The following is an 18167-nucleotide window of genomic DNA, read 5'->3' on the forward strand; positions in this document are numbered from 1 at the left end:
GAACGAGATCCCCCCCAGCGGCAGCAGCTCCTAGCTGCCGATCTTCAAGGTCGAGGTCAGCCCGCGCAGGCAGGCCAGCACCGACAGCGGCGTCAGCTTGCCGGTACGCGGATTGGCCTCGCTCGGCACGTTCTCCACGGTCATGGTCAGCCGCGCCGCCGCGGCCTCCACGCGGATGGTGTGGATGTTGCGGGTCACGCCGGGGTCGGCCCAGATCTGCACCGTGGTGCGCTGCGGCCCGATACCGGCCAAGGCCAGCGCCGCCGCCACGTTCACGTTGGCCGGAAAGCCGGCGGCGGCGTCGAAGGCATTGCCCTCGAAGATCACGGTCGGCGCGGTCACCGCCAGCACGTCGATGCCGTGCTGGTCCAGGTACGGCGCCCCCACCAGCCCCTTCGGCGGCTTGCGGGACTCGATGGTGACGCTGTCCACCGCGCCCTCGGCGCAGGCCCGCACCGCGTCCAGGCCCAGCAGCGCGCCGGTCGGCACCACGATGCGGGCGCCGGTGGCGCGCGCCTGCTCCACCAGGTGCATGCGCGGCAGCAGCGCGCCCACGGAACTCGGCACGAAAATGCGGCCGGCGGCGATGGCGGGCCCGGCGATCTGCTCGAACACCGCGGCCGGCGCCGCCTCCACCACGATGTCGGCCTGCGCCAGCTCCGGCAGGTCCACCACCGCCGGCGGCGCGGCGAACCCGGCCACATTGGCGCGCGCCCGGTCCTTGTCGCGGGCACTGACCGCAATCAATCGCAGCCCGTCCACGCCCCGATCCAGGGCGCGCGCGACATCGAGCCCGATCGCGCCCAGCCCGCCAATGGCAACCGTGAGCGTCATGGTGTCGGCCTCATGCGTCGGGACGAGAAATTCAGGGAAGGAAAACTGGGGCGAGCAACGGGACTCGAACCCGTGACATCCAAGACCACAACCTGGCGCTCTACCAACTGAGCTATGCCCGCCATCGAGAGGGATCACCCCCCGACTTCCAGTGGGGGCCGTTTAGGACGAAGCGCCCTGCCGCGTCAATGTCGTGCATGCCGCACGGCATCGCGCCGGCGCGGCCGTCAGGCGGTCGCGCGTCCAGCCTCCCGCGCGAAGTGCCTGACCAGCCGCGCCACCGCCTCGTCCAGCACCTCCGGCCGCTTGCAGAAGGCGAAGCGGGCGAAATGGTTGGGCGCCGCGCCCTCGTAGAACGCGGTCACGGGAATCGCGGTCACCCCGGCCTGCTCGGTGATGTGCCGGCAGAAAGCGACGTCGTCGCCGTTGAACCCCAGCGGGCGGAAATCGGCGGTCACGAAATAGCTGCCCTGCACCGGCAGCACCGTGAACCCGATGCGGGCCAGGCCCTCGGACAGCCGGTCCCGCCGCGCCGCCAGGTCGGCGGACAGTTGCGCGAAATAGGCGTCGTCCTTGCCCAGCCCCACCGCCACGGCGCGCTGCAGGTTCGGCGGCGTGGTGAAGACCAGGTTCTGGTGCGCCTTGGCCGCAACCGCCGCCAGCGCCTTGGGTGCGGTGATGTAGCCGACCTTCCACCCGGTCAGCGAGAACGTCTTGCCGGCGCTGCCGATGCGCAGGCAGCGGTCGCGCAGCCCCGGCAGCGTCATCAGGGGGATATGCTTCCAGCCATCGAAGGTCAGGTGCTCATAGACCTCGTCGCAGATGGCATAGGCGTCGTGCTTCTGCAGCAGCTCGGCGATGAAGGCGAGCTCGGCGCCGGTGAACACCTTGCCGGTCGGGTTCATCGGCGTGTTCAGCAGGATCGCCTTGGTCTTCGGCCCGAACGCGGCGGCCAGCTCGGCGCGCGGCAGCTCCCATTTCGGCGGCGTCAGCCGCACCAGCCGCGGGATGGCGCCCAGCAGGCGCACCACCGGCAGATAGGTGTCGTACAGCGGCTCGATCAGCACCACCTCGTCGCCCGGATTCACCAGGGCCATCAGGCTCGCCGTGATCGCCTCGGTGGCGCCGGAGGTCACCACCACCTCGCTGTCGGGGTCCACCTCCAGCCCGTAGAAGCGGGCATTGGTGGCCGCCACCGCCCGGCGCAGCTCGGGCACGCCGGTCATCGGCGGATACTGGTTGCGCCCGTCCAGCAGCGCCTCGGCCGCCGTCCGCAGCACGTCCTCGGGCCCGTCGGTGTCCGGGAAGCCCTGGCCGAGATTGATCGAGCCATGCTGCACGGCCAGCGCCGACATCACCGTGAAGATCGTCGTGCCGACATTGGAAAGCAGGGAGTTCGGAGTCTTCACCGCGTGCGAGCCTTTTGATGGGTGCCAGATCGGGTCGCCCAGTATGGGTCGCCCGGGCCGGTGGTTCAACCGCCGCCCGCCCGCGCGCCGCTCGCATATCGCCTGACCTGCCCGGAAAACAGGCAGCGCTCGCCCAAGCAACAGGCGGGAACCCCTGCAAAAACAATGTGCAAGCCCCGGGAAAACGGCGCCATGTGCCGCTGATTGCCGGGTGGCACGCAACATGCAACCCTATTATCCCGCCTTCCCTGTCCGCGGGATGCGCGGTTCGTTGGCACGAGGGAGGTACCCGGGGCAGTCCGGGCGCACAGGTACGGATGAAAAAGATCGAGGCGGTTATCAAGCCATTCAAGCTGGACGAGGTGAAGGAGGCGCTGCACGAGGTCGGCCTGCAGGGCATCACGGTCGTCGAAGCCAAGGGCTTCGGCCGCCAGAAGGGGCATACGGAACTGTACCGCGGCGCCGAATACGTCGTGGACTTCCTGCCCAAGGTGAAGATCGAAGTGGTCTGCGAGGACGATGTGGTGGAGCGGGCCGTGGAGGCGATCGTCAACGCCGCCCGCACCGGCCGTATCGGCGACGGCAAGATCTTCGTCAGCAGCGTCGAGGAGGTCGTGCGGATCCGCACCGGCGAGCGCGGCGAAGACGCGATCTGACAACATCGCTTCGGGCGCGGTGCGCCCGGGGGACTCATCTTCCGGCCCCTGCGGCACACCGCCAAAGGGGGCCGGCATCGGGGCCGCGTGGGGCGGCTTCGACCCATCGCCGCGGAGCGATCCGCCGGCTGTTTTGACGAGGGAATCGGGGTATGGCGAAGAAGGCCGCGGCCGCGCCGAGCGCAGGCAAAGGCAGCATCGAGCGTGTGCTGGACATGATGAAGGAGCACTCCGTCGAATACGTGGACCTGCGGTTCACCGATCCGCGCGGCAAGTGGCAGCACACCGCCCAGCACATCTCCACCATCGACGAGGATGCGTTCCGCGACGGGATCATGTTTGACGGCTCCTCGATCGTCGGCTGGAAGGCGATCAACGAGAGCGACATGATCCTGATGCCGGATGCCGACACGGCGGTGATGGATCCGTTCTCGGCCAAGCCGAGCCTGATCCTGTTCTGCGACATCTTCGAGCCGTCGACCGGCCAATCCTACAGCCGCGACCCGCGCGGCACCGCCAAGCGCTGCGAGGCCTATGTGAAGGCCACCGGCATCGGCGACGCCCTGCTGGTCGGCGCCGAGGCCGAATTCTTCGTGTTCGACAGCGTGAAGTTCGGCACCGGCGGCAATTACGGCACCTACCACATCGACAGCATCGAAGGCCCCGAAGCCAGCCTGAAGGACTACCCCGAAGGCAACATGGGCCACCGTCCGGTGGTGAAGGGCGGCTATTTCCCGGTGCCGCCGGTGGACAGCGACAGCGACCTGCGCGCCGAGATGCTGTCCACGATGGGCGAGATGGGCCTGCCGATCGAAAAGCACCACCACGAGGTGGCGCAATCCCAGCACGAACTGGGCACCCGCTTCGGCACGCTGACAACGATGGCCGACCAGATGCAGATCTACAAATACTGCGTCCACAATGTCGCCCACAGCTACGGCAAGACCGCGACCTTCATGCCGAAGCCGATCTACGGCGACAACGGCTCGGGCATGCACACCCACCAGTCCATCTGGAAGGCGGGCAAGCCGCTGTTCGCGGGCAACGGCTATGCCGACCTGTCGGAGCTGTGCCTGTATTACATCGGCGGCATCATCAAGCACGCCAAGGCGATCAACGCGTTCACCAACCCGTCGACCAACAGCTACAAGCGCCTGATCCCCGGCTTCGAGGCGCCGGTGCTGCTGGCCTACTCCGCCCGCAACCGCTCGGCGTCGTGCCGCATTCCGTATACGACCAGCCCGAAAGCCAAGCGCGTCGAGGTCCGCTTCCCCGACGCCGCCGCCAATCCGTACCTGGCCTTCGCGGCGCTGGCCATGGCCGGGCTGGACGGCATCAAGAACAAGATCCATCCGGGCGACCCGATGGACAAGGACCTGTACGACCTGCCGCCGGAAGAGCTGAAGGGCATTCCCACCGTCTGCGGCAGCCTGCGCGAGGCCCTCGGCGCGCTCGCCGCCGACCACGACTTCCTGCTGGCCGGCGACGTGTTCAGCAAGGACCAGATCGAGAGCTACATCGAACTGAAGTGGAACGAGGTGTACCGCTTCGAGCACACGCCGCATCCCGTCGAGTTCGAGATGTACTACTCCGTCTGACACCGACCGGCTTTTCCGGCTGAACGCCCCGCCTCCGGCAACGGAGGCGGGGTTTTCATGTCCGGATGGCGCAGCCGGCGCGCCGTGATCCGCCCTGCGCCACCTTGCGGACACGCCCCTTTCCGCCGCTCCGTGGTGCCCGCAAGATGCGGCCCCACCCGAAGCAACGGAACGCCACGATGACCGACCGCTACGTGCCCCCGCCGCATGGCCAGGACTGGCAGCGCATCACCCCCGCCGAGGCCGGCTTCGACTCCGCGAGGCTGGCCGAAGCCATCGCCTTCGCCGAGGCGCACGAATCGCCCTGGCGCCGCGACATCAAGGCCCAGCTCGAAGCCGGAAATTTCGAGCCGCCGCCGGACAACGCGATCATCGGCCCCACCGCCCCGCGCGGCGGCCCCAACGGATTGCTGCTTCGCGGCGGCCGCCTCGTCGCGCGCTGGGGCGACACGCGCCAGGTCGACATGACCTTCAGCGTGGCCAAGAGCTACCTGTCGATCCTCGCCGGCCTCGCCGTGTCCGACGGCCTGATCGCCGACCTCGACGAACCCGTCGGCCGCACCGTCCATGACGGCGGCTTCGACGGTCCGCACAACGGCGCCATCACCTGGCGCCACCTGCTGCAGCAGACCAGCGAATGGGAAGGCACGCTGTTCGGCAAGGCCGACATGATCGACCGCTACCGCACGCTCGCCACCGAGTTCCGTGGCAGCCCCGCACACCAGAAGGGCACGGCGCGGCCGCTGCAGGCGCCCGGCAGCTACTGGGAATACAACGACGTGCGGGTGAACCGCCTGAGCCTCGCTTTGCTGCGCCGCTTCGGCCGCGCCCTGCCCGATGTGTTCGCCGAGCGCGTGATGCAGCCGCTCGGCGCCTCCACCGAGTGGCACTGGGAAGGCTACCACAACTCCTTTGTCGAGATCGGCGGCCGGCAGGTGCAATCCGTCTCCGGCGGCGGCCACTGGGGCGGCGGCGTGTTCATCCACGCCGAGGACCAGGCGCGGATCGGCCTGATGATGGCGCAAGGCGGCAGCTGGGGCGGCCGGCGCATCCTGCCGCAAAGCTGGATCGCGGAGTCCGTCGCCCCCTGCGCCATCAATCCCGATTACGGCCTGCTGTGGTGGCTGAACACGGGGCGCCGCTCCAGGCCGTCCGCCGGGGCGGACAGCTATTTCGCCCTCGGCGCTGGCGGCAATGTCACCTGGATCGACCCGGCGAACGACCTGGTTGCCGTGCTACGCTGGATCGACACCGCCGTCCTCGATGCCTGGATCGGCCAGGTCATGGCGGCGCTGAAGGCGGAGGTCCCGGCCGGGTGAGATGACGAAGACCGCCCTTGTCACCGGGGCCGCGCGCGGCATCGGCGCGGCCATCGCCGGCCGACTGGCCGCCGGCGGCTGGCGCGTCGTACTGGCCGACCGCGATCCCCGGGGTGCGGCAACCGCCGCCGGCATCGGCGCCCCCGCCCGCTTCGAGCAGACCGACATCGCCGATGAGAGCGAGGTGATCCGCATCGTCAACGTCCTGCGTGAGCGCGAGGGACGCCTGGACGGGCTGGTGTGCAACGCCGGCATCATGGTCCGCAAGAAACTCGCCGACCTGACCGTTCGCGACTGGCACCGCGTGCTCGCGACCAACCTCACGAGCACGTTCCTGCTTGCCCGCGCCGCCGAGGACCTGCTGCGGGCCACGCGCGGCGCCATTGTCACCATCGCCTCCACCCGCGCCCACATGTCCGAGCCGGACACCGAGTCCTATTCGGCTTCCAAGGGCGGCCTGCTGGCGCTCACCCATGCGCTGGCGGCCAGCCTGGGTCCGGACATACGCGTGAACTGCATCAGCCCTGGCTGGATCGACACCACGGGTGGCGATCTGCGCCCGCAGGACCACGCCCAGCATCCAGCCGGGCGGGTCGGCACGCCCGAGGACGTCGCCGCCATGGCCGCCTTCCTGCTGGGGCCTGAAAGCGGCTTCGTCACCGGCAGCGAATTCGTGGTGGATGGCGGCATGACGCGAAAGATGATCTACGTTGAATAATTGTAAATACTGATGAATATTGTGAATTGCGGATAAGACTCCTATCTTCCGGAAATTGGCGGCCACCACGCGCCGTCGCGTCCCATCCGGAGGACCTACGCCATGAGCCGCATCCACGTCCTGCATGAAAACGCGGCCTGGGTGGTGCCGCTGGCCGCCGCGCTCGATCAGCGCCATCTGCCGTGGGCCGAGTGGTTCCTGCACACCGGCACCTTCGACCTATCGGCGCCACCGCCCGAGGGCGTGTTCTACAACCGCATGAGCGCCTCCTCGCACACGCGCGACCACCGCTACGCCGCCGAGCTCACCGCCGGCGTGCTGGCCTGGCTGAGTCGCTGGGGCCGGCGCGTCATCAACGGCCCGGCGGCGCTGGACCTGGAGATCAGCAAGGTCCGCCAATACGCCGCCCTGGAATCCGCGGGCATCCGCACGCCGCGTACCGTGCTGGTCGCTGGCCGCGACGAGATCGTGGCCGCCGCCCGCGCCCATTTTGCCGGCGGCCCGGTGATCCTGAAGCCCAACCGCGGCGGCAAGGGCCTGGGGGTGCAACTGTTCCATACGCTCGAGGGCCTGGAGGCGCACGTCCAGGGTGCCGGCTACGTTGAACCAGTGGACGGCTTGCAGTTGCTGCAGGAATACGTGCATGCGCCGCGCCCGGTGATCACCCGTGCCGAGTTCGTCGGCAGCCGCTTCGTCTACGCGGTCGAGGTGGACACCAGCGAAGGCTTCGAACTGTGCCCGGCCGATGTCTGCGCCATTGGCGACGCCGTGTGCCCGGTCGGCGACCGCCCAGCGCACAAGTTCACCGTGACCGACGGCATCGCCCCCGCCTTCCGCGCCCGGCTGGAGCGGTTCCTGTCCGGCGTCGGCATCGACGTCGCCGGCATCGAGTTCATCGTCGACGAAACCGGCCGCGTGCTGGTCTACGACGTGAACACCAACACCAACTACAATGCCGAGGCGGAAGCACGCGCAGGGGTTGCCGGAACCGGGCGTTCCGGCATGGGGGCACTCGCCGAATACCTGGGCGCTGAACTCGCCCGCACCCACACCGCCGCGGCCTGAGCGCCGACACGTACGACGGCGTCGGAGCCGACGCTGACCCGCAGGGCTATTTGCCCGCGGGTTTCGGCGACGGCTTCTTTTCGGGCAGGAACGGGGCGGTCGTTCCGGCCGGCCCGGTGCTGATCTTCTTTGCCTTGGGTTTCTTGGGTTCGCGGCCGCTGCGCTTCTGACCTTTGGCCATGTCTGTTCTCCGGGTTGCACGAATAGGATGCCGCAGCCAAACAGCGCGCCTTCGGCGCCCGCCTGGCCACCGTCTTCTGGACCGCCTTGCCGGCCTGGAAGCCGCCTTCGTTTGCAGCCGCCACGGCGTGGCAGGCCGCCAGCACCAGCACAGACAGTATTATATCGTATCGCCTTTTGACAAAATCAGATCCGACGCCCGGCTTTCGCGTGGCGCTGCTTCGGCACATGGTGGAGCCGGCAGAGTGGCTATACGCAGATTTTTCCGCTCGTGTCAGAGGCGTCCCGTCAGCAGCAGAATCACCAGGATCACCAGCACCAGGCCAAGACCGGAACTGGGGACGTAGCCCCAATTGGCGCTGTGCGGCCAGGTCGGCAACGCGCCGACAAGCAGCAACAGAACGATGATCAGCAGAATCGTCGACATGACACCCCCACCGTCCATATGACGGGTGCGCGACGCCGCCGCCTGCGACCTGAAAGCCGCCTCCGGCAGGCGCGGCTATTTGCTCATGGCTTCAGCGGCATTTCCCTGCCGGGCACCGAGGCGCCGGTCACTTTGACCGGCCTGATGCCCGGCTTCTTCGCCTTCGGCTTCTTGGGTTCACGGCTGCTTCGTTTCCGACCCTTGGCCACGCTGATCCCCCATGGTGCACGAAAATGGTGAAGCCGCCTGAGCCGTTGGTCACGGCGTGTGCTTGACCGCGCTCTTCTCGATCGCCTTGCCCGTCTGGGAGATGTCTTCACCGGCGCCTGCGGTCGTATGGCACGCAGCCAGCAACGGCACGGCCGTCAGCAGGGCCAGAAGCGTCAGCGTCAGTTGGAAGGTCCGGGTCATGGGCGTGTCCTTTGCTGTGAATGCGGGTTGGTTTCGGCCGTCCGATGGAGCCGGCATCGCGCCTCAGCGCCAGACCGGCCGCCCGAGATTGACGTCGCGGCTGCTGGTCGCGGCACCGCCTACGGCACCGACGGCGCCGCCGATCAAGGCACCACCGCCGACGCTGCCACCGCTGACCGCGCCGACCGCGGCGCCGGCGCCGGCACCGATCAGGCCGCCGGAGACGGCACGATCGCCCGTGCTCTGACCGCATGCGACAAGACCAGACGCCAGCCCGGCGAGAACGAGGATCGTCGTGATGCCGCGTGACATGATTGTTCGCTTCACTGTTGTGTCGCTCATTGCTGGGTCCGGCGCATCGTCGCGGAACCGGCCCTGCGACACCCGAAATCGGATGCCGCCATCGTGTGGCTGCGGATCGTCCAGACGGCGGCCCGTTTGGGCAAGCAACGCCGCACTCAGCATTGCCTCCGGCAGTCCATCAAGCAGACCCCGAGAGGATCGTCACGCATCAGGTGTCATTGACATAATCCGATACCTGCTCATTACAAGGCCCGACCAGATATTCGCTTCACACCGGCCGATCACCAGCCAAGAGCAATTATCGTGCATGGTGAGAAGGCAGGCAGATGAGGTATTTTATTGAATTTTTCGGAAATATACCGTAGTAATACTTTGCTGTATTTCGATTTGAAAGGGTATTCCATGAACGCACCAGACGTCTTCGCCCTGCGCCACTCCGATCTCAATCCCTTCCTGTTCGCAGATGTCGGCATCGAACGGAATGGCATGACCCTTTCTGTCGTGTCCGTGTTCGCGCGCCTTGGCAGCGACCCCTGGCGCGAGGCCGGGCGCCTGGCCGGCCTGCCGGTCGCCGCCGCCGCCGACAGCCTCGCCCGCACCATCGCGGCCATGCCGGAAAGCGTATGGAGCCAGGCCGATGCCCGCACGATTGCGGCCCGTCTCGTAGCACTGCTCCCGGCCCATCCCCGCCCCACGTCCGCGGGCGCGCCAGCACCGAGCCTCCGTGGCTACTCGATCTGGGTGGTCGGCGGGCTGTTGCTGGCGGCGTGCCTGAGCGGTCTCTTCAACCTGCTCTTCTGAGACCCTGCATAAGAATATGCTGCGGCTGCTATGCTGCCTGCGCACGGTTCGCGCGTCCGGCGCTGCCGAACAGGACCGAACGACACATGAAGCCGCACTGCCTGCGCCATTCCGATCCACCGATGCCTCCCCTCGTGCATGGCGCCCGCGTCCGTCGCGGCGCCGGCGTGACCGCGCTCGTCCTCCTGGCCTCCGCCTGCTCGGTCCGCCCGCCCGAGGGCCGGTTGGTGGCCGGCGAGATCGGGCCGCCCCTCACCCGCCAGGACATCGACCAGGAGAAGCAGGCCCAGGCCTCGCGCTTGCATTCCAGTGCGGTGTTCGCTTTCTTCCCGCCGGAAAGCCTGGAGTCGTCAACCCTCGTCAGGTTCCGCTGCTCATCCGGCCAATGGGTCGGCGTCTACCAGGATGCCGCGGTGGTGGCAGGCGGTCCGGTGCCGGCCAAGGGGACGATCGCGCTGATCCAGCTCGGCGGGCAGCAACGCGGCGACGACATGGTCGAGCCGCATCGTGTCATGGGTGAGGTGCCGGCGTCGCTGGCGCCGCGCGGCATGCTGTGGACCGCGGCGCCGCCACCCCCCGAGACCGCGCGGACGATCCAGCGAAATTACGACCCGCAGGGGTCCTGGTACGTCGTCAGTTGCCAGCCCGCCGATCTCGACCAGATGCGCTCGGCCGCGCGGTGATCTCAAGCGGACCGCTGTCCGGCGCTGCCATCACCGCTGCCTCGCCGCAGAACGGATCCGGCCCATGCGTGTTGCCGCCGCATTGATGTCGTTCGCCCTGCCCTGCCTGGCCGCCACGGCCCAGGCAGCCGGCTGGCAGGACCTCTACCAGTCAAGCGCCATCGTCACCGGCACCGTGGCCACGACCCGCGCCGACGGGCTGGCGCAGTGTCTGCGCGACGTCCTGGTGAAGGTCTCCGGCAATCCGGCCCTGCTCGACGACCCCCGCGTGGACGCGCTGGGCGGGACCGCGGCGGAGCTGGTCGAGGATTTCGCCTATCTCGACCGCCAGTCCGACATGCCCCGTCATGACGAACAGGGCTCGCGCGACCGCCCGTTCACGCTGATCGCGCATTTCGCCCCGACGAAGATCGACGCCGCCCTGGCCGCACTCGGCGAGCAGCCCTGGCGGGCCGACCGGCCGCCGCTGCTGGTGCGGATCACCGTGCGGGACCGCAACGCCACCTTCCCGATGACCGCGGACGCCGACGCGGACGAGCGCCAGCGCCAGGCGCTGCTGGCCTCGGCCGAGCGCTATGGCATGCGTGTGGTGCTGCTGCCCAAGGACCGGCTCGCGGTTGGCGCCGCGCCGCCCGGCAGCGTGCCGCTGGACGGCACGCTGACCTGGAGCGACGCCGCCTTCGGCTGGGTCGGCGAATGGCGCCTCGCCTGGCAGGGGCGTGACATTGCCTGGGGCATCACCGGCGTGTCCTTCGACGAAGCCTTCCGCAACGCCGTGCGCGGCGCCATGGGCGTGCTCTCAGGCCACGCCGAGGCGGTCAGTCAACACTGACCTTCAGCGCCAGCAGCGCCCGCACCTCGTGCAGATCGCCGGCGATGGCCACGCATATCCGGCGCATCTCCTCGTTGGGCGGCAGCATGTCCGGCACCATCACCGGCATCGTGCCGGCGGCGTGCGCCGCGCGCACGCCGACATGCGAGTCTTCGACGGCGACACAGCGTCCGGGCGGCCGCCCAAGCGCCGCCGCGGCCTTCAGGAACAGGGCCGGATCGGGCTTGCCCTGCACCACGTCGTCACGCGTCACCACCGCGCCGAAGCGCGCCAGCAGTCCCGCGCGGCCCAGATTGGTCTCGGCATTGCTGCGCGAGGACGATGTCGCGACCGCTGTCGGCAGCCCGGCCGCGGCGAGGTGGTCCAGCAGCTCGATCACCCCGGGCTTCAGCGGAATGCCGTCGCGCAGCCGCTCCGTGCGCTGCGCCACATAGGCGGCATGAAACGCATCCGCCCGGAACGCCGCGCCGAAATGGCCCTGAAGCAGGCCCATGCACTCCTTGCCGGGCAGCCCGACCATGGCGCTGGCAAGCGCATCGGGAACCGCGAAGCCGAGTTCCACGAGGGCGCCGAACATGGCGCCGACATAGACCTGCTCGGTGTCCAGCAGGGTGCCGTCCATATCCAGCAACACGGCTTCGACAGGCGACGGGAACACCATGCAACGCGCTTTCAGGGGTTCCCCGCAGGCTACAAGCGGCACGAGCCCCCTGCAACGCCGGGCCCCGCGCTACCTGGACGGCGACGCCTGCCGGCGCCCCTCCTCAGCGGGGCCGGCTGAACCGGTGCGTGTCCCCGCATGCGCCGAACCACCGGCGGCGGGCGCCGCAGGTTCGGCGCTTTCCGGCGGCTTTCGCCGGCTCAGGATCTCCGAGATGTCGCTGACGACGTCGAAATCGAACTCACCCATGATGGGCCTCCTTGGTTGAGAGGCCGCCCTGCCCTGACGATCGATCGGGAGACTGGAATGGGAAAGTCGGAAGCCGTCCAGAAACACGAAAGCCGCCTTGGCGTGGCGGCTTCGGGGATCTGCGATGACTGCGCGATACCTAGGCCGCCGGGAAATACCAGCGGTACCAAAATCGCGATGCGAGATGTGCGCCGGCACCCGGCTGCTTGCTCGTCATGGCAAGAACGCTAACAGGGATGCGCAGGCAAGGCAACCGCCGGCGCGGCGATCATGCTTCCAGCACACCTTCCATGACCGCGACGCAATACCCGCCGACGCGAACATGCGCGGGCACGCCTGCGATCTTGTCCACCTCGGTCATCAGCAGGCTCGGCCGTCCCATGTCCTCGCCCTGGGCAATGCGCAGATGCAGCGTCGTGTCCGTCGCCGGCGACAACGCCGCCAGCAGCGCCGCCAGGGCCGCGTTGGCGCTGCCGGTCGCGGGGTCCTCGCCGGTGCCGTCGAGCACCGAGAACATGCGCGCGTGGATGTCGCAGCCCGCCGCCGGTTCGGCCCGGGTGTAGATATGAATGGCGTGGGCGTCGTCGACCGGCAGGCAGGCGGCCCAGGCGGCGGCATCCGGCCGCGCCCGCGCCAGCGCCGCACGGTCGCGCAACTCCGCGATCACGAAAGGCAGGCCGACCGACGCCACCTGCGGCGGATGCGCCCGCATCACGATGTCGTCTGGCGACAGCGACAGGCAGGCGGCCAGGCGTTCGGGCGGCATCGTGGCGCCGCGATACAGGCGCTGTGGTGCGGTGAGCTGCGCCCCGGCCGGCGTATCGTCGCGCCGCAGGATGCGCACGGGAACCAGACCCGCCGCTTCCTCGAACACCACCGCCTCGCCCACCGGCCGGCCGAAGGCCATGCCGATCCGCGCCAGCGCGAAGGCGGTGCCCACGTTCGGATGCCCGGCGAACGGCACCTCGATGCCGGGCGTGAAGATGCGCACATGCGCGGTGTGCGCGGGGTCCGCGGGCGGCAGCAGGAACGTCGTCTCGGAATAGTTGAACTCGCGCGCGATCGCCTGCATGCGCGCCCCGTCCAGACCTTCGGCATCCAGCACCACGGCCAGCGGGTTGCCGCCGAAGAGGCTCTCGGTGAACACGTCGGCGGTGACGTAGCGGCGCTTCATGCCGCGCGCTCGCCGCCGCCGCCCTGGTCCGCCAGCATCTTCTCCATCGCCGCGCGCATCAGGAATTTCTGCATCTTTCCCGTCACCGTCATCGGGAACGCGTCGACGAAGCGGACATGGCGCGGCACCTTGTAATGCGCGATCTGGTCGCGGCAGAAATCGCGCACGTCCTGCTCGGTCATCGCCTCGCCCTCGCGCAGCTTGATCCAGGCGCAGATCTCCTCGCCATATTTCGCGTCGGGCACGCCGAACACCTGCACGTCGGAGATCTTCGGGTGGCGGTACAGGAACTCCTCCACCTCGCGCGGATACACGTTCTCGCCGCCGCGGATCACCATGTCCTTGATGCGGCCGACGATGGCGCAATAGCCCTCGGCATCGATGGTGGCGAGGTCGCCGGTATGCATCCAGCGCCCCCCGTCGATCGCCTGCGCCGTCCGCTCGGGGTCGTCCCAGTAGCCCTGCATCACCGAATAGCCGCGCGTGCACAGCTCGCCCGGCGTGCCCACCGGCACGACGCACCCTTCACTGTCCACCACCTTGACCTCCAGATGCGGATGGACGCGCCCGACCGTGGACACGCGGCGCTCGACGGCATCGTCCAGCGTGGTCTGGAAGCTCACCGGGCTGGTCTCGGTCATGCCGTAGGCGATGGTGATGTCGCGCAGATGCATCAGCTTCATGGCGCGGCGCATCACCTCGATCGGACACGGTGATCCGGCCATGATCCCGGTACGCAGACACGAGACGTCGAGCTCGGCGAATTGCGGATGGTCCATCTGGGCGATGAACATGGTGGGCACGCCGTACAGCGCCGTGCAGCGCTCGGCCGCGATGGTCTGCAGCGTCGCCAACGGATCGAAGCCCTCGCCGGGGAATACCATCGCCGCCCCGTGCGTCAGGCACCCCAGCACGCCCATCACCATGCCGAAGCAGTGGTACAGCGGCACCGGGATGCACAGCCGGTCCTCCTCGGTCAGCTTCATGGCCTCGGCGGTGAAGAAGCCGTTGTTGAGGATGTTGTGGTGCGTCAGCGTCGCCCCCTTGGGCGAGCCGGTGGTGCCGGAGGTGAACTGGATGTTGATGGGGTCGTCGAACTGCAACCGCGTCCCCAGCTCGGCGAGTTGCGCCCGCGTGGCGGCGGTGGCCAGATCGGGCACCTCGGCGAACGGCAGCGCGCCCAGGATCGTGCGGGCTCCGATCTGCACCACCAGCTCCAGCTTCGGCAGCCGTGGCGAGGCCAGCCGTCCCGGCAGGCAGGCATCGAGCTCCGGCGCCAGGGTCGTGAGCATGCCGGCATAGTCGCTGGTCTTGAACGCGGTGGCGGTGACCAGCGCGCGGCAGCCGGCCTTGTTCAGCGCGTATTCCAGCTCGGCCAGGCGATAGGCCGGGTTGATCGTCACCAGCACCAGCCCGGCCTTGGCGGCAGCGAACTGCGTGATCACCCATTCGGCGTTGTTGGGTGACCAGATGCCGATACGCTCGCCCGGCTTCAGCCCGAGGGTCAGCAGGCCGGCGGCGAAAGCGTCCACGCGCTCGGCCAACTCGCGCCAGCTCCAGCGCAGGCCCTGCTGGCGGGCGACGAGGGCGAGGCGATCGCCGAAGCGCGCCACCGTGCGGTCGAAATGCTGGCCGATGGTGTCGCCCAGCAGCGGCATGTCGGACATGCCGCTGACATAGCTCATCGCGACCTGGCTGGAAGCGTGGGCCATCATCTGCATCCTCCCCTTTTTATGCCCTATCGTTACAGCAACGGGGCGTGCTGCGGAAAGCATTGCGTGCCAGCGACGCCCGGATACCCAGCCGCCTCCTTCACGCCCCTGGTGTCGTGGGCGCCGCTTCACTACCCTGGCGCGCGAAGGTGGAGGATTCCATGAGCGAGTTTCTGGGGCAGATGATGGGCAGCGTGGCGCAGATCCTGGGCGTCGCACAAGGCGCGGCCGGCGGCGCTCTCACCCCTCTGATCGCGCAGCTGGAGAATGCCGGCCTCGCCGAGAAGGTGCGCTCCTGGATCAGCCACGGCGAGAACCTGCCGATAACGCCGGAGGAGCTGGAGGCTGCGTTCACGCCAGAGCAGCTCGATGCCTGGGCCGAGCAGGCCGGCACCACGCCGGAGGCGCTGCTGAAAGTGATGGCGGACGCCTTGCCCCACGTCATCGATCACGCGACGCCGGAAGGCAAGCTTCCCGGCTAGTGTCCTGCCCCCGAGGTTCGCCGCATCTTGCGGCGGACGCAGGGGCCAGCAGGCCACTGAAAACAAAGGGCTAGTGTCCTGAATCTGAAGTTCGCCACCTATGCGAACTTCAGATTCAGGACACTAGCGGCTCGCCACCGTCTCCAGGAACGCGCGAACCGCGTGCACCCGAACCGGCTTCGTCGCCGTGTGCACTGCGGTGAGCCCCTGGGCGCGGCCCAGGGTCACCCCCATCTGCAGCCAGACGTCGCCGTGGCCGGTGACCAGCATCACCGGCAAGGACGGATCGAAGCGGGCGATGTCCTTCATCGCCTCGTAACCGTCCTGGTCCGGCATCATCACATCCACGATGACGCAGCTCGGGCGATGCCGCTGCAGCAACCCCAGCATGCCCACGCCGTCCTCCGCGACCTCGGCATCGAAGCCGCAGGCCCGGCACATTTCCGCCAGGGTGACCGCCACGTCCTTGCGGTCGTCAACCACCAGGACCGTCTGAGCAGAGGCCGCTTCCATCCAGTTGGGGCCGAATTTCCAATGTAACAGCGCCATCATGCCGCAGGCGCTGGTATACCACCAGCCCTCGCTTGGCCACCCGCCCCACGCGCAGGCGGTTTCGTGCGGATCAGTCGGCGCGGGTGCCGATCATCAGCAGGTTGCTCGGCCATCCCAGCAACCTGGCCGTGCGGCAGCCGATCGACCACGCCGGGTGCCGCGCGGCGATCCGCATCAGTTCGCGCGCCGACATCAGGTTGAGGTTCGCCTCGTCGGCGAAGAACCCGTAGCCCGTGCGCCGGAACACCGCCCGGCACATCGGCTTCGGCAGCCAGTGCACCAGCGGCAGCTGGGTGTGGAACTCGATGGGAAACCATCGGTTCGGCGTGGTCAGGAACACGCCCCGCCGCGCCACCCGCAGGCACTCCGCCACCATGCGCGCCTGGTTCTCGAACGATCCCACATGCTCGAGCACCGCCGAGGAATGCACGAGGTCGAATTGGCCGTCGGCAAACGGCAGGTCCAGCGCATCGGCATGCACGAAGCGGACGCCGGGATACATCACCTCCAGGAACTGCGCATCATCGATGCCGGCGGCGGTGATCCGGTCCTTGTGGGGGTACAGCGCCTCGAAGTAGTTCGACGAGGTGTAGGTCTGGTCCGACGTCACGCCGAGATCCAGCACCGTCTCGTCCGGAGCCGGCGCCAGCGTCTGCATGAACAGGTCGAACATGCGTCCGCGCACCGCGGTCGCCACCCGCACCGACAGGGAATCGGGCGCGGCAAGATTGTACTGCGAATTCGGGGTCCGGGGGTTCATCGGGTCAACTCGCAGATGTCGCGCATTTTTCAATTGTGAACCGCGATCCCGACGGGCGCAAACCGACAGGCCATCCATGGCCGCACCCCGCACGCGCGCGCCACCCTCCACACGGGTTTCCCGGCCGCTTGAAGGCTATCATGGGTCTGCCTTCACGCTCCCTGATTCACCGGCGCAGGGCATAACACCTGCGTCGGCGCCGCGCGATCAGGACCGGCGTGCTACCGCGCGGCGCCGGTTGCCGAAGCGGTGGCATGGCCGGGCCGGGCCTCGGTAAGATAGGCGGTGGCGTGACCGAAAAACCGGGTCTCGAACACCACCCGCACGGGAAGCGCCGGCGCGCCGGGCACCACGCGCGCCAGCCAGGCGGTGCTGTAATGGATCTTGTGCAGTTCGGCCTCGTCGGTGTCGTGCTGGAACCCGCCAATCTGCCGGCCCTCGATGTCGCAGCGCAGCGCCCGGCCGTGGAAGCTCGAGTGGTAATCCGCGCGCAGCTCCTCCTCGCCCCCGGTCCGGGCGGTGATCTCGGAGGCGCGGCGCCCATCGAAGGTGGCGACTCGCCCGTCGCACCGCCCGGTGCTCGCCACCTGGCGCACCAGCAGCGCCATCGCGCTCAGCGTATCGATCGTGTCGTGCTGCATGGCAGGCGGCACCGGATCGCGGTCCGCTTCCTGCGCCGGTTCCAACGCGCGGATCACGGGCTGATGCGCCTGGTAGTCGATCGTGGTGCGACGGGTATTGCCGCGCAGCACCCCCCAGCTGGCGAAGCGCAGCGGCTCCGGCCGCGAGTCGGCCCAGAACCCTTGCACGAAGCTGTTGATTTCGCTTCGGAACAGCGTTCCGAACAGGCCGGCGGTGCGATAGGACAGGTCGATCCGGTAGCCTGGCCCGCCCAGGTCCAGATCGCTGTCGATGTTCAATACATTGAATCCGGCGGCATAGACCGCGAACGCCAGATGCGCGGGCGCCTGTTCCTCCGCGCCCGCCGGAGCCAGCGCCAGCGGGACAGCCATCAGCACAGCAAGCAGCAGGGCAGAGAGCCGCTTCATGCCGCAAATGTCGCCCCGTTCGCGCGCAGATACAACGCCGGCGTGACGCCGCGCCGCCCACCTCGCGGTGCTGTGTGCCTGCCCGCGATCCCCGCTTGACAGCGCGGAGGCGCCCGACCTATCACCCGGCCTCCGGGAAGGGTGCGTAGCTCAGCGGGAGAGCATCGCCTTCACACGGCGGGGGTCACAGGTTCAATCCCTGTCGCACCCACCATTCCCGGTTCCTGAAATTGTTCAATCATGTGCGATTCCGCGAGAATGAGGCGGTGGCCTCCTCGCCACGCGGGAAGCG

The 18167-nt window shown here is 68.4% G+C and carries 23 protein-coding genes and 2 tRNA genes; 11 read left to right on the forward strand and 14 right to left on the reverse strand.

All coding sequences use genetic code 11. The annotated features are described in order from the left end of the window. Nucleotides 1-30: 30 nt before the first annotated feature. The 3 genes from OL599_RS10365 to OL599_RS10375 form a co-directional block, all read right to left on the reverse strand. The gene (locus tag OL599_RS10365; RefSeq protein WP_264713655.1) at nucleotides 31-834 is read right to left on the reverse strand and encodes an aspartate dehydrogenase; all 804 of its coding nucleotides are present in this window, start codon (nucleotides 832-834) and stop codon (nucleotides 31-33) included. 46 nt (nucleotides 835-880) lie between these two features. Continuing rightward, nucleotides 881-956, reverse strand: a tRNA-His gene (locus OL599_RS10370). A 105-nt stretch (nucleotides 957-1061) separates the two neighbouring features. Beyond that, a complete protein-coding gene (locus tag OL599_RS10375) occupies nucleotides 1062-2243 on the reverse strand; it encodes an aminotransferase (RefSeq protein WP_264713656.1) in 1182 nt (393 codons plus the stop codon). Nucleotides 2244-2560: 317 nt separating this feature from the next. On the opposite strand from OL599_RS10375, the gene OL599_RS10380 reads away from it, so the two are divergent. The 5 genes from OL599_RS10380 to OL599_RS10400 all read left to right on the forward strand — a co-directional run bounded on the left by OL599_RS10380 (nucleotide 2561) and on the right by OL599_RS10400 (nucleotide 7599). Then, nucleotides 2561-2899 (forward strand): P-II family nitrogen regulator, encoded by a 339-nt coding sequence (locus OL599_RS10380; protein WP_264713657.1) that lies wholly within the window; start codon nucleotides 2561-2563, stop codon nucleotides 2897-2899. A 152-nt stretch (nucleotides 2900-3051) separates the two neighbouring features. Beyond that, complete coding sequence (gene glnA, locus OL599_RS10385) at nucleotides 3052-4497, forward strand: type I glutamate--ammonia ligase (RefSeq protein ID WP_264713658.1); 1446 nt, start codon at nucleotides 3052-3054, stop codon at nucleotides 4495-4497. Nucleotides 4498-4676: 179 nt separating this feature from the next. Then, nucleotides 4677-5816, forward strand: a complete 1140-nt coding sequence (locus OL599_RS10390; protein ID WP_264713659.1) for a serine hydrolase domain-containing protein — start codon at nucleotides 4677-4679, stop codon at nucleotides 5814-5816. 1 nt (nucleotide 5817) lies between these two features. Further along, nucleotides 5818-6534: an SDR family oxidoreductase gene (locus OL599_RS10395; protein WP_264713660.1), complete on the forward strand. Its 717-nt coding sequence runs from the start codon at nucleotides 5818-5820 to the stop codon at nucleotides 6532-6534. A 102-nt stretch (nucleotides 6535-6636) separates the two neighbouring features. Continuing rightward, nucleotides 6637-7599, forward strand: a complete 963-nt coding sequence (locus OL599_RS10400; RefSeq protein ID WP_264713661.1) for an ATP-grasp domain-containing protein — start codon at nucleotides 6637-6639, stop codon at nucleotides 7597-7599. Between the two features lie 46 nt (nucleotides 7600-7645). On the opposite strand, the gene OL599_RS10405 is transcribed toward OL599_RS10400, so the two are convergent. Both OL599_RS10405 and OL599_RS10410 read right to left on the reverse strand, forming a co-directional pair. Continuing rightward, nucleotides 7646-7780: a hypothetical protein gene (locus OL599_RS10405; RefSeq protein WP_264713662.1), complete on the reverse strand. Its 135-nt coding sequence runs from the start codon at nucleotides 7778-7780 to the stop codon at nucleotides 7646-7648. 273 nt (nucleotides 7781-8053) lie between these two features. Beyond that, nucleotides 8054-8206, reverse strand: a complete 153-nt coding sequence (locus OL599_RS10410; RefSeq protein WP_264713663.1) for a DUF3309 domain-containing protein — start codon at nucleotides 8204-8206, stop codon at nucleotides 8054-8056. 18 nt (nucleotides 8207-8224) lie between these two features. Here OL599_RS10410 and OL599_RS10415 point away from each other — a divergent pair, with 18 nt between their 5' ends. Then, on the forward strand, nucleotides 8225-8446 hold the full coding sequence (locus OL599_RS10415) for a hypothetical protein (RefSeq protein ID WP_264713664.1): 222 nt from the start codon (nucleotides 8225-8227) through the stop codon (nucleotides 8444-8446). An 18-nt stretch (nucleotides 8447-8464) separates the two neighbouring features. Here the strand turns inward: OL599_RS10415 and OL599_RS10420 are convergent, their stop codons facing one another. Further along, nucleotides 8465-8617: an entericidin A/B family lipoprotein gene (locus OL599_RS10420; protein WP_264713665.1), complete on the reverse strand. Its 153-nt coding sequence runs from the start codon at nucleotides 8615-8617 to the stop codon at nucleotides 8465-8467. 63 nt (nucleotides 8618-8680) lie between these two features. Further along, a complete protein-coding gene (locus tag OL599_RS10425) occupies nucleotides 8681-9082 on the reverse strand; it encodes a hypothetical protein (RefSeq protein WP_264713667.1) in 402 nt (133 codons plus the stop codon). Nucleotides 9083-9259: 177 nt separating this feature from the next. On the opposite strand from OL599_RS10425, the gene OL599_RS10430 reads away from it, so the two are divergent. The 3 genes from OL599_RS10430 (at nucleotide 9260) to OL599_RS10440 (ending at nucleotide 11236) form a co-directional block, all read left to right on the forward strand. Continuing rightward, a complete protein-coding gene (locus OL599_RS10430; protein ID WP_264713668.1) occupies nucleotides 9260-9721 on the forward strand; it encodes a hypothetical protein in 462 nt (153 codons plus the stop codon). Nucleotides 9722-9843: 122 nt separating this feature from the next. Then, on the forward strand, nucleotides 9844-10404 hold the full coding sequence (locus OL599_RS10435; RefSeq protein WP_264713669.1) for a hypothetical protein: 561 nt from the start codon (nucleotides 9844-9846) through the stop codon (nucleotides 10402-10404). A 64-nt stretch (nucleotides 10405-10468) separates the two neighbouring features. After that, nucleotides 10469-11236, forward strand: a complete 768-nt coding sequence (locus tag OL599_RS10440; protein ID WP_264713671.1) for a DUF2066 domain-containing protein — start codon at nucleotides 10469-10471, stop codon at nucleotides 11234-11236. On the opposite strand, the gene OL599_RS10445 is transcribed toward OL599_RS10440, so the two are convergent. The 4 genes from OL599_RS10445 to OL599_RS10460 form a co-directional block, all read right to left on the reverse strand. After that, the gene (locus OL599_RS10445) at nucleotides 11223-11897 is read right to left on the reverse strand and encodes an HAD family hydrolase (protein ID WP_264713672.1); all 675 of its coding nucleotides are present in this window, start codon (nucleotides 11895-11897) and stop codon (nucleotides 11223-11225) included. The genes OL599_RS10440 and OL599_RS10445 overlap by 14 nt on opposite strands. A gap of 69 nt (nucleotides 11898-11966) precedes the next feature. After that, nucleotides 11967-12146 carry a hypothetical protein gene (locus tag OL599_RS10450; RefSeq protein ID WP_264713673.1) on the reverse strand — a complete coding sequence of 60 codons (180 nt, stop codon included), beginning with the start codon at nucleotides 12144-12146 and terminating at the stop codon, nucleotides 11967-11969. Nucleotides 12147-12414: 268 nt separating this feature from the next. Continuing rightward, entirely contained in the window at nucleotides 12415-13320 is a 906-nt protein-coding gene (locus OL599_RS10455) for a PhzF family phenazine biosynthesis protein (protein ID WP_264713674.1), read from the reverse strand. Continuing rightward, a complete protein-coding gene (locus OL599_RS10460; protein ID WP_264713675.1) occupies nucleotides 13317-15032 on the reverse strand; it encodes an AMP-binding protein in 1716 nt (571 codons plus the stop codon). Before OL599_RS10460 ends, OL599_RS10455 begins: the two co-directional genes overlap by 4 nt. Before the next feature lie 161 nt (nucleotides 15033-15193). Here OL599_RS10460 and OL599_RS10465 point away from each other — a divergent pair, with 161 nt between their 5' ends. Next, on the forward strand, nucleotides 15194-15514 hold the full coding sequence (locus OL599_RS10465; protein WP_264713676.1) for a YidB family protein: 321 nt from the start codon (nucleotides 15194-15196) through the stop codon (nucleotides 15512-15514). A 123-nt stretch (nucleotides 15515-15637) separates the two neighbouring features. Here the strand turns inward: OL599_RS10465 and OL599_RS10470 are convergent, their stop codons facing one another. The 3 genes from OL599_RS10470 to OL599_RS10480 form a co-directional block, all read right to left on the reverse strand. Continuing rightward, nucleotides 15638-16063, reverse strand: a complete 426-nt coding sequence (locus tag OL599_RS10470; protein WP_264713677.1) for a response regulator — start codon at nucleotides 16061-16063, stop codon at nucleotides 15638-15640. Nucleotides 16064-16136: 73 nt separating this feature from the next. After that, entirely contained in the window at nucleotides 16137-16826 is a 690-nt protein-coding gene (locus tag OL599_RS10475) for a class I SAM-dependent methyltransferase (RefSeq protein WP_264713679.1), read from the reverse strand. A gap of 221 nt (nucleotides 16827-17047) precedes the next feature. Next, nucleotides 17048-17839, reverse strand: a complete 792-nt coding sequence (locus OL599_RS10480) for a DUF3108 domain-containing protein (RefSeq protein WP_264713680.1) — start codon at nucleotides 17837-17839, stop codon at nucleotides 17048-17050. Between the two features lie 175 nt (nucleotides 17840-18014). Between OL599_RS10480 and OL599_RS10485 the strand changes: the two genes are divergently transcribed. Next, nucleotides 18015-18089: transfer RNA gene (locus OL599_RS10485), tRNA-Val, on the forward strand. Nucleotides 18090-18167: the final 78 nt, after the last annotated feature.

Origin of the sequence: Limobrevibacterium gyesilva, assembly GCF_025989185.1 — a bacterium.
In the GTDB taxonomy this organism is placed as follows: domain Bacteria; phylum Pseudomonadota; class Alphaproteobacteria; order Acetobacterales; family Acetobacteraceae; genus Limobrevibacterium; species Limobrevibacterium gyesilva.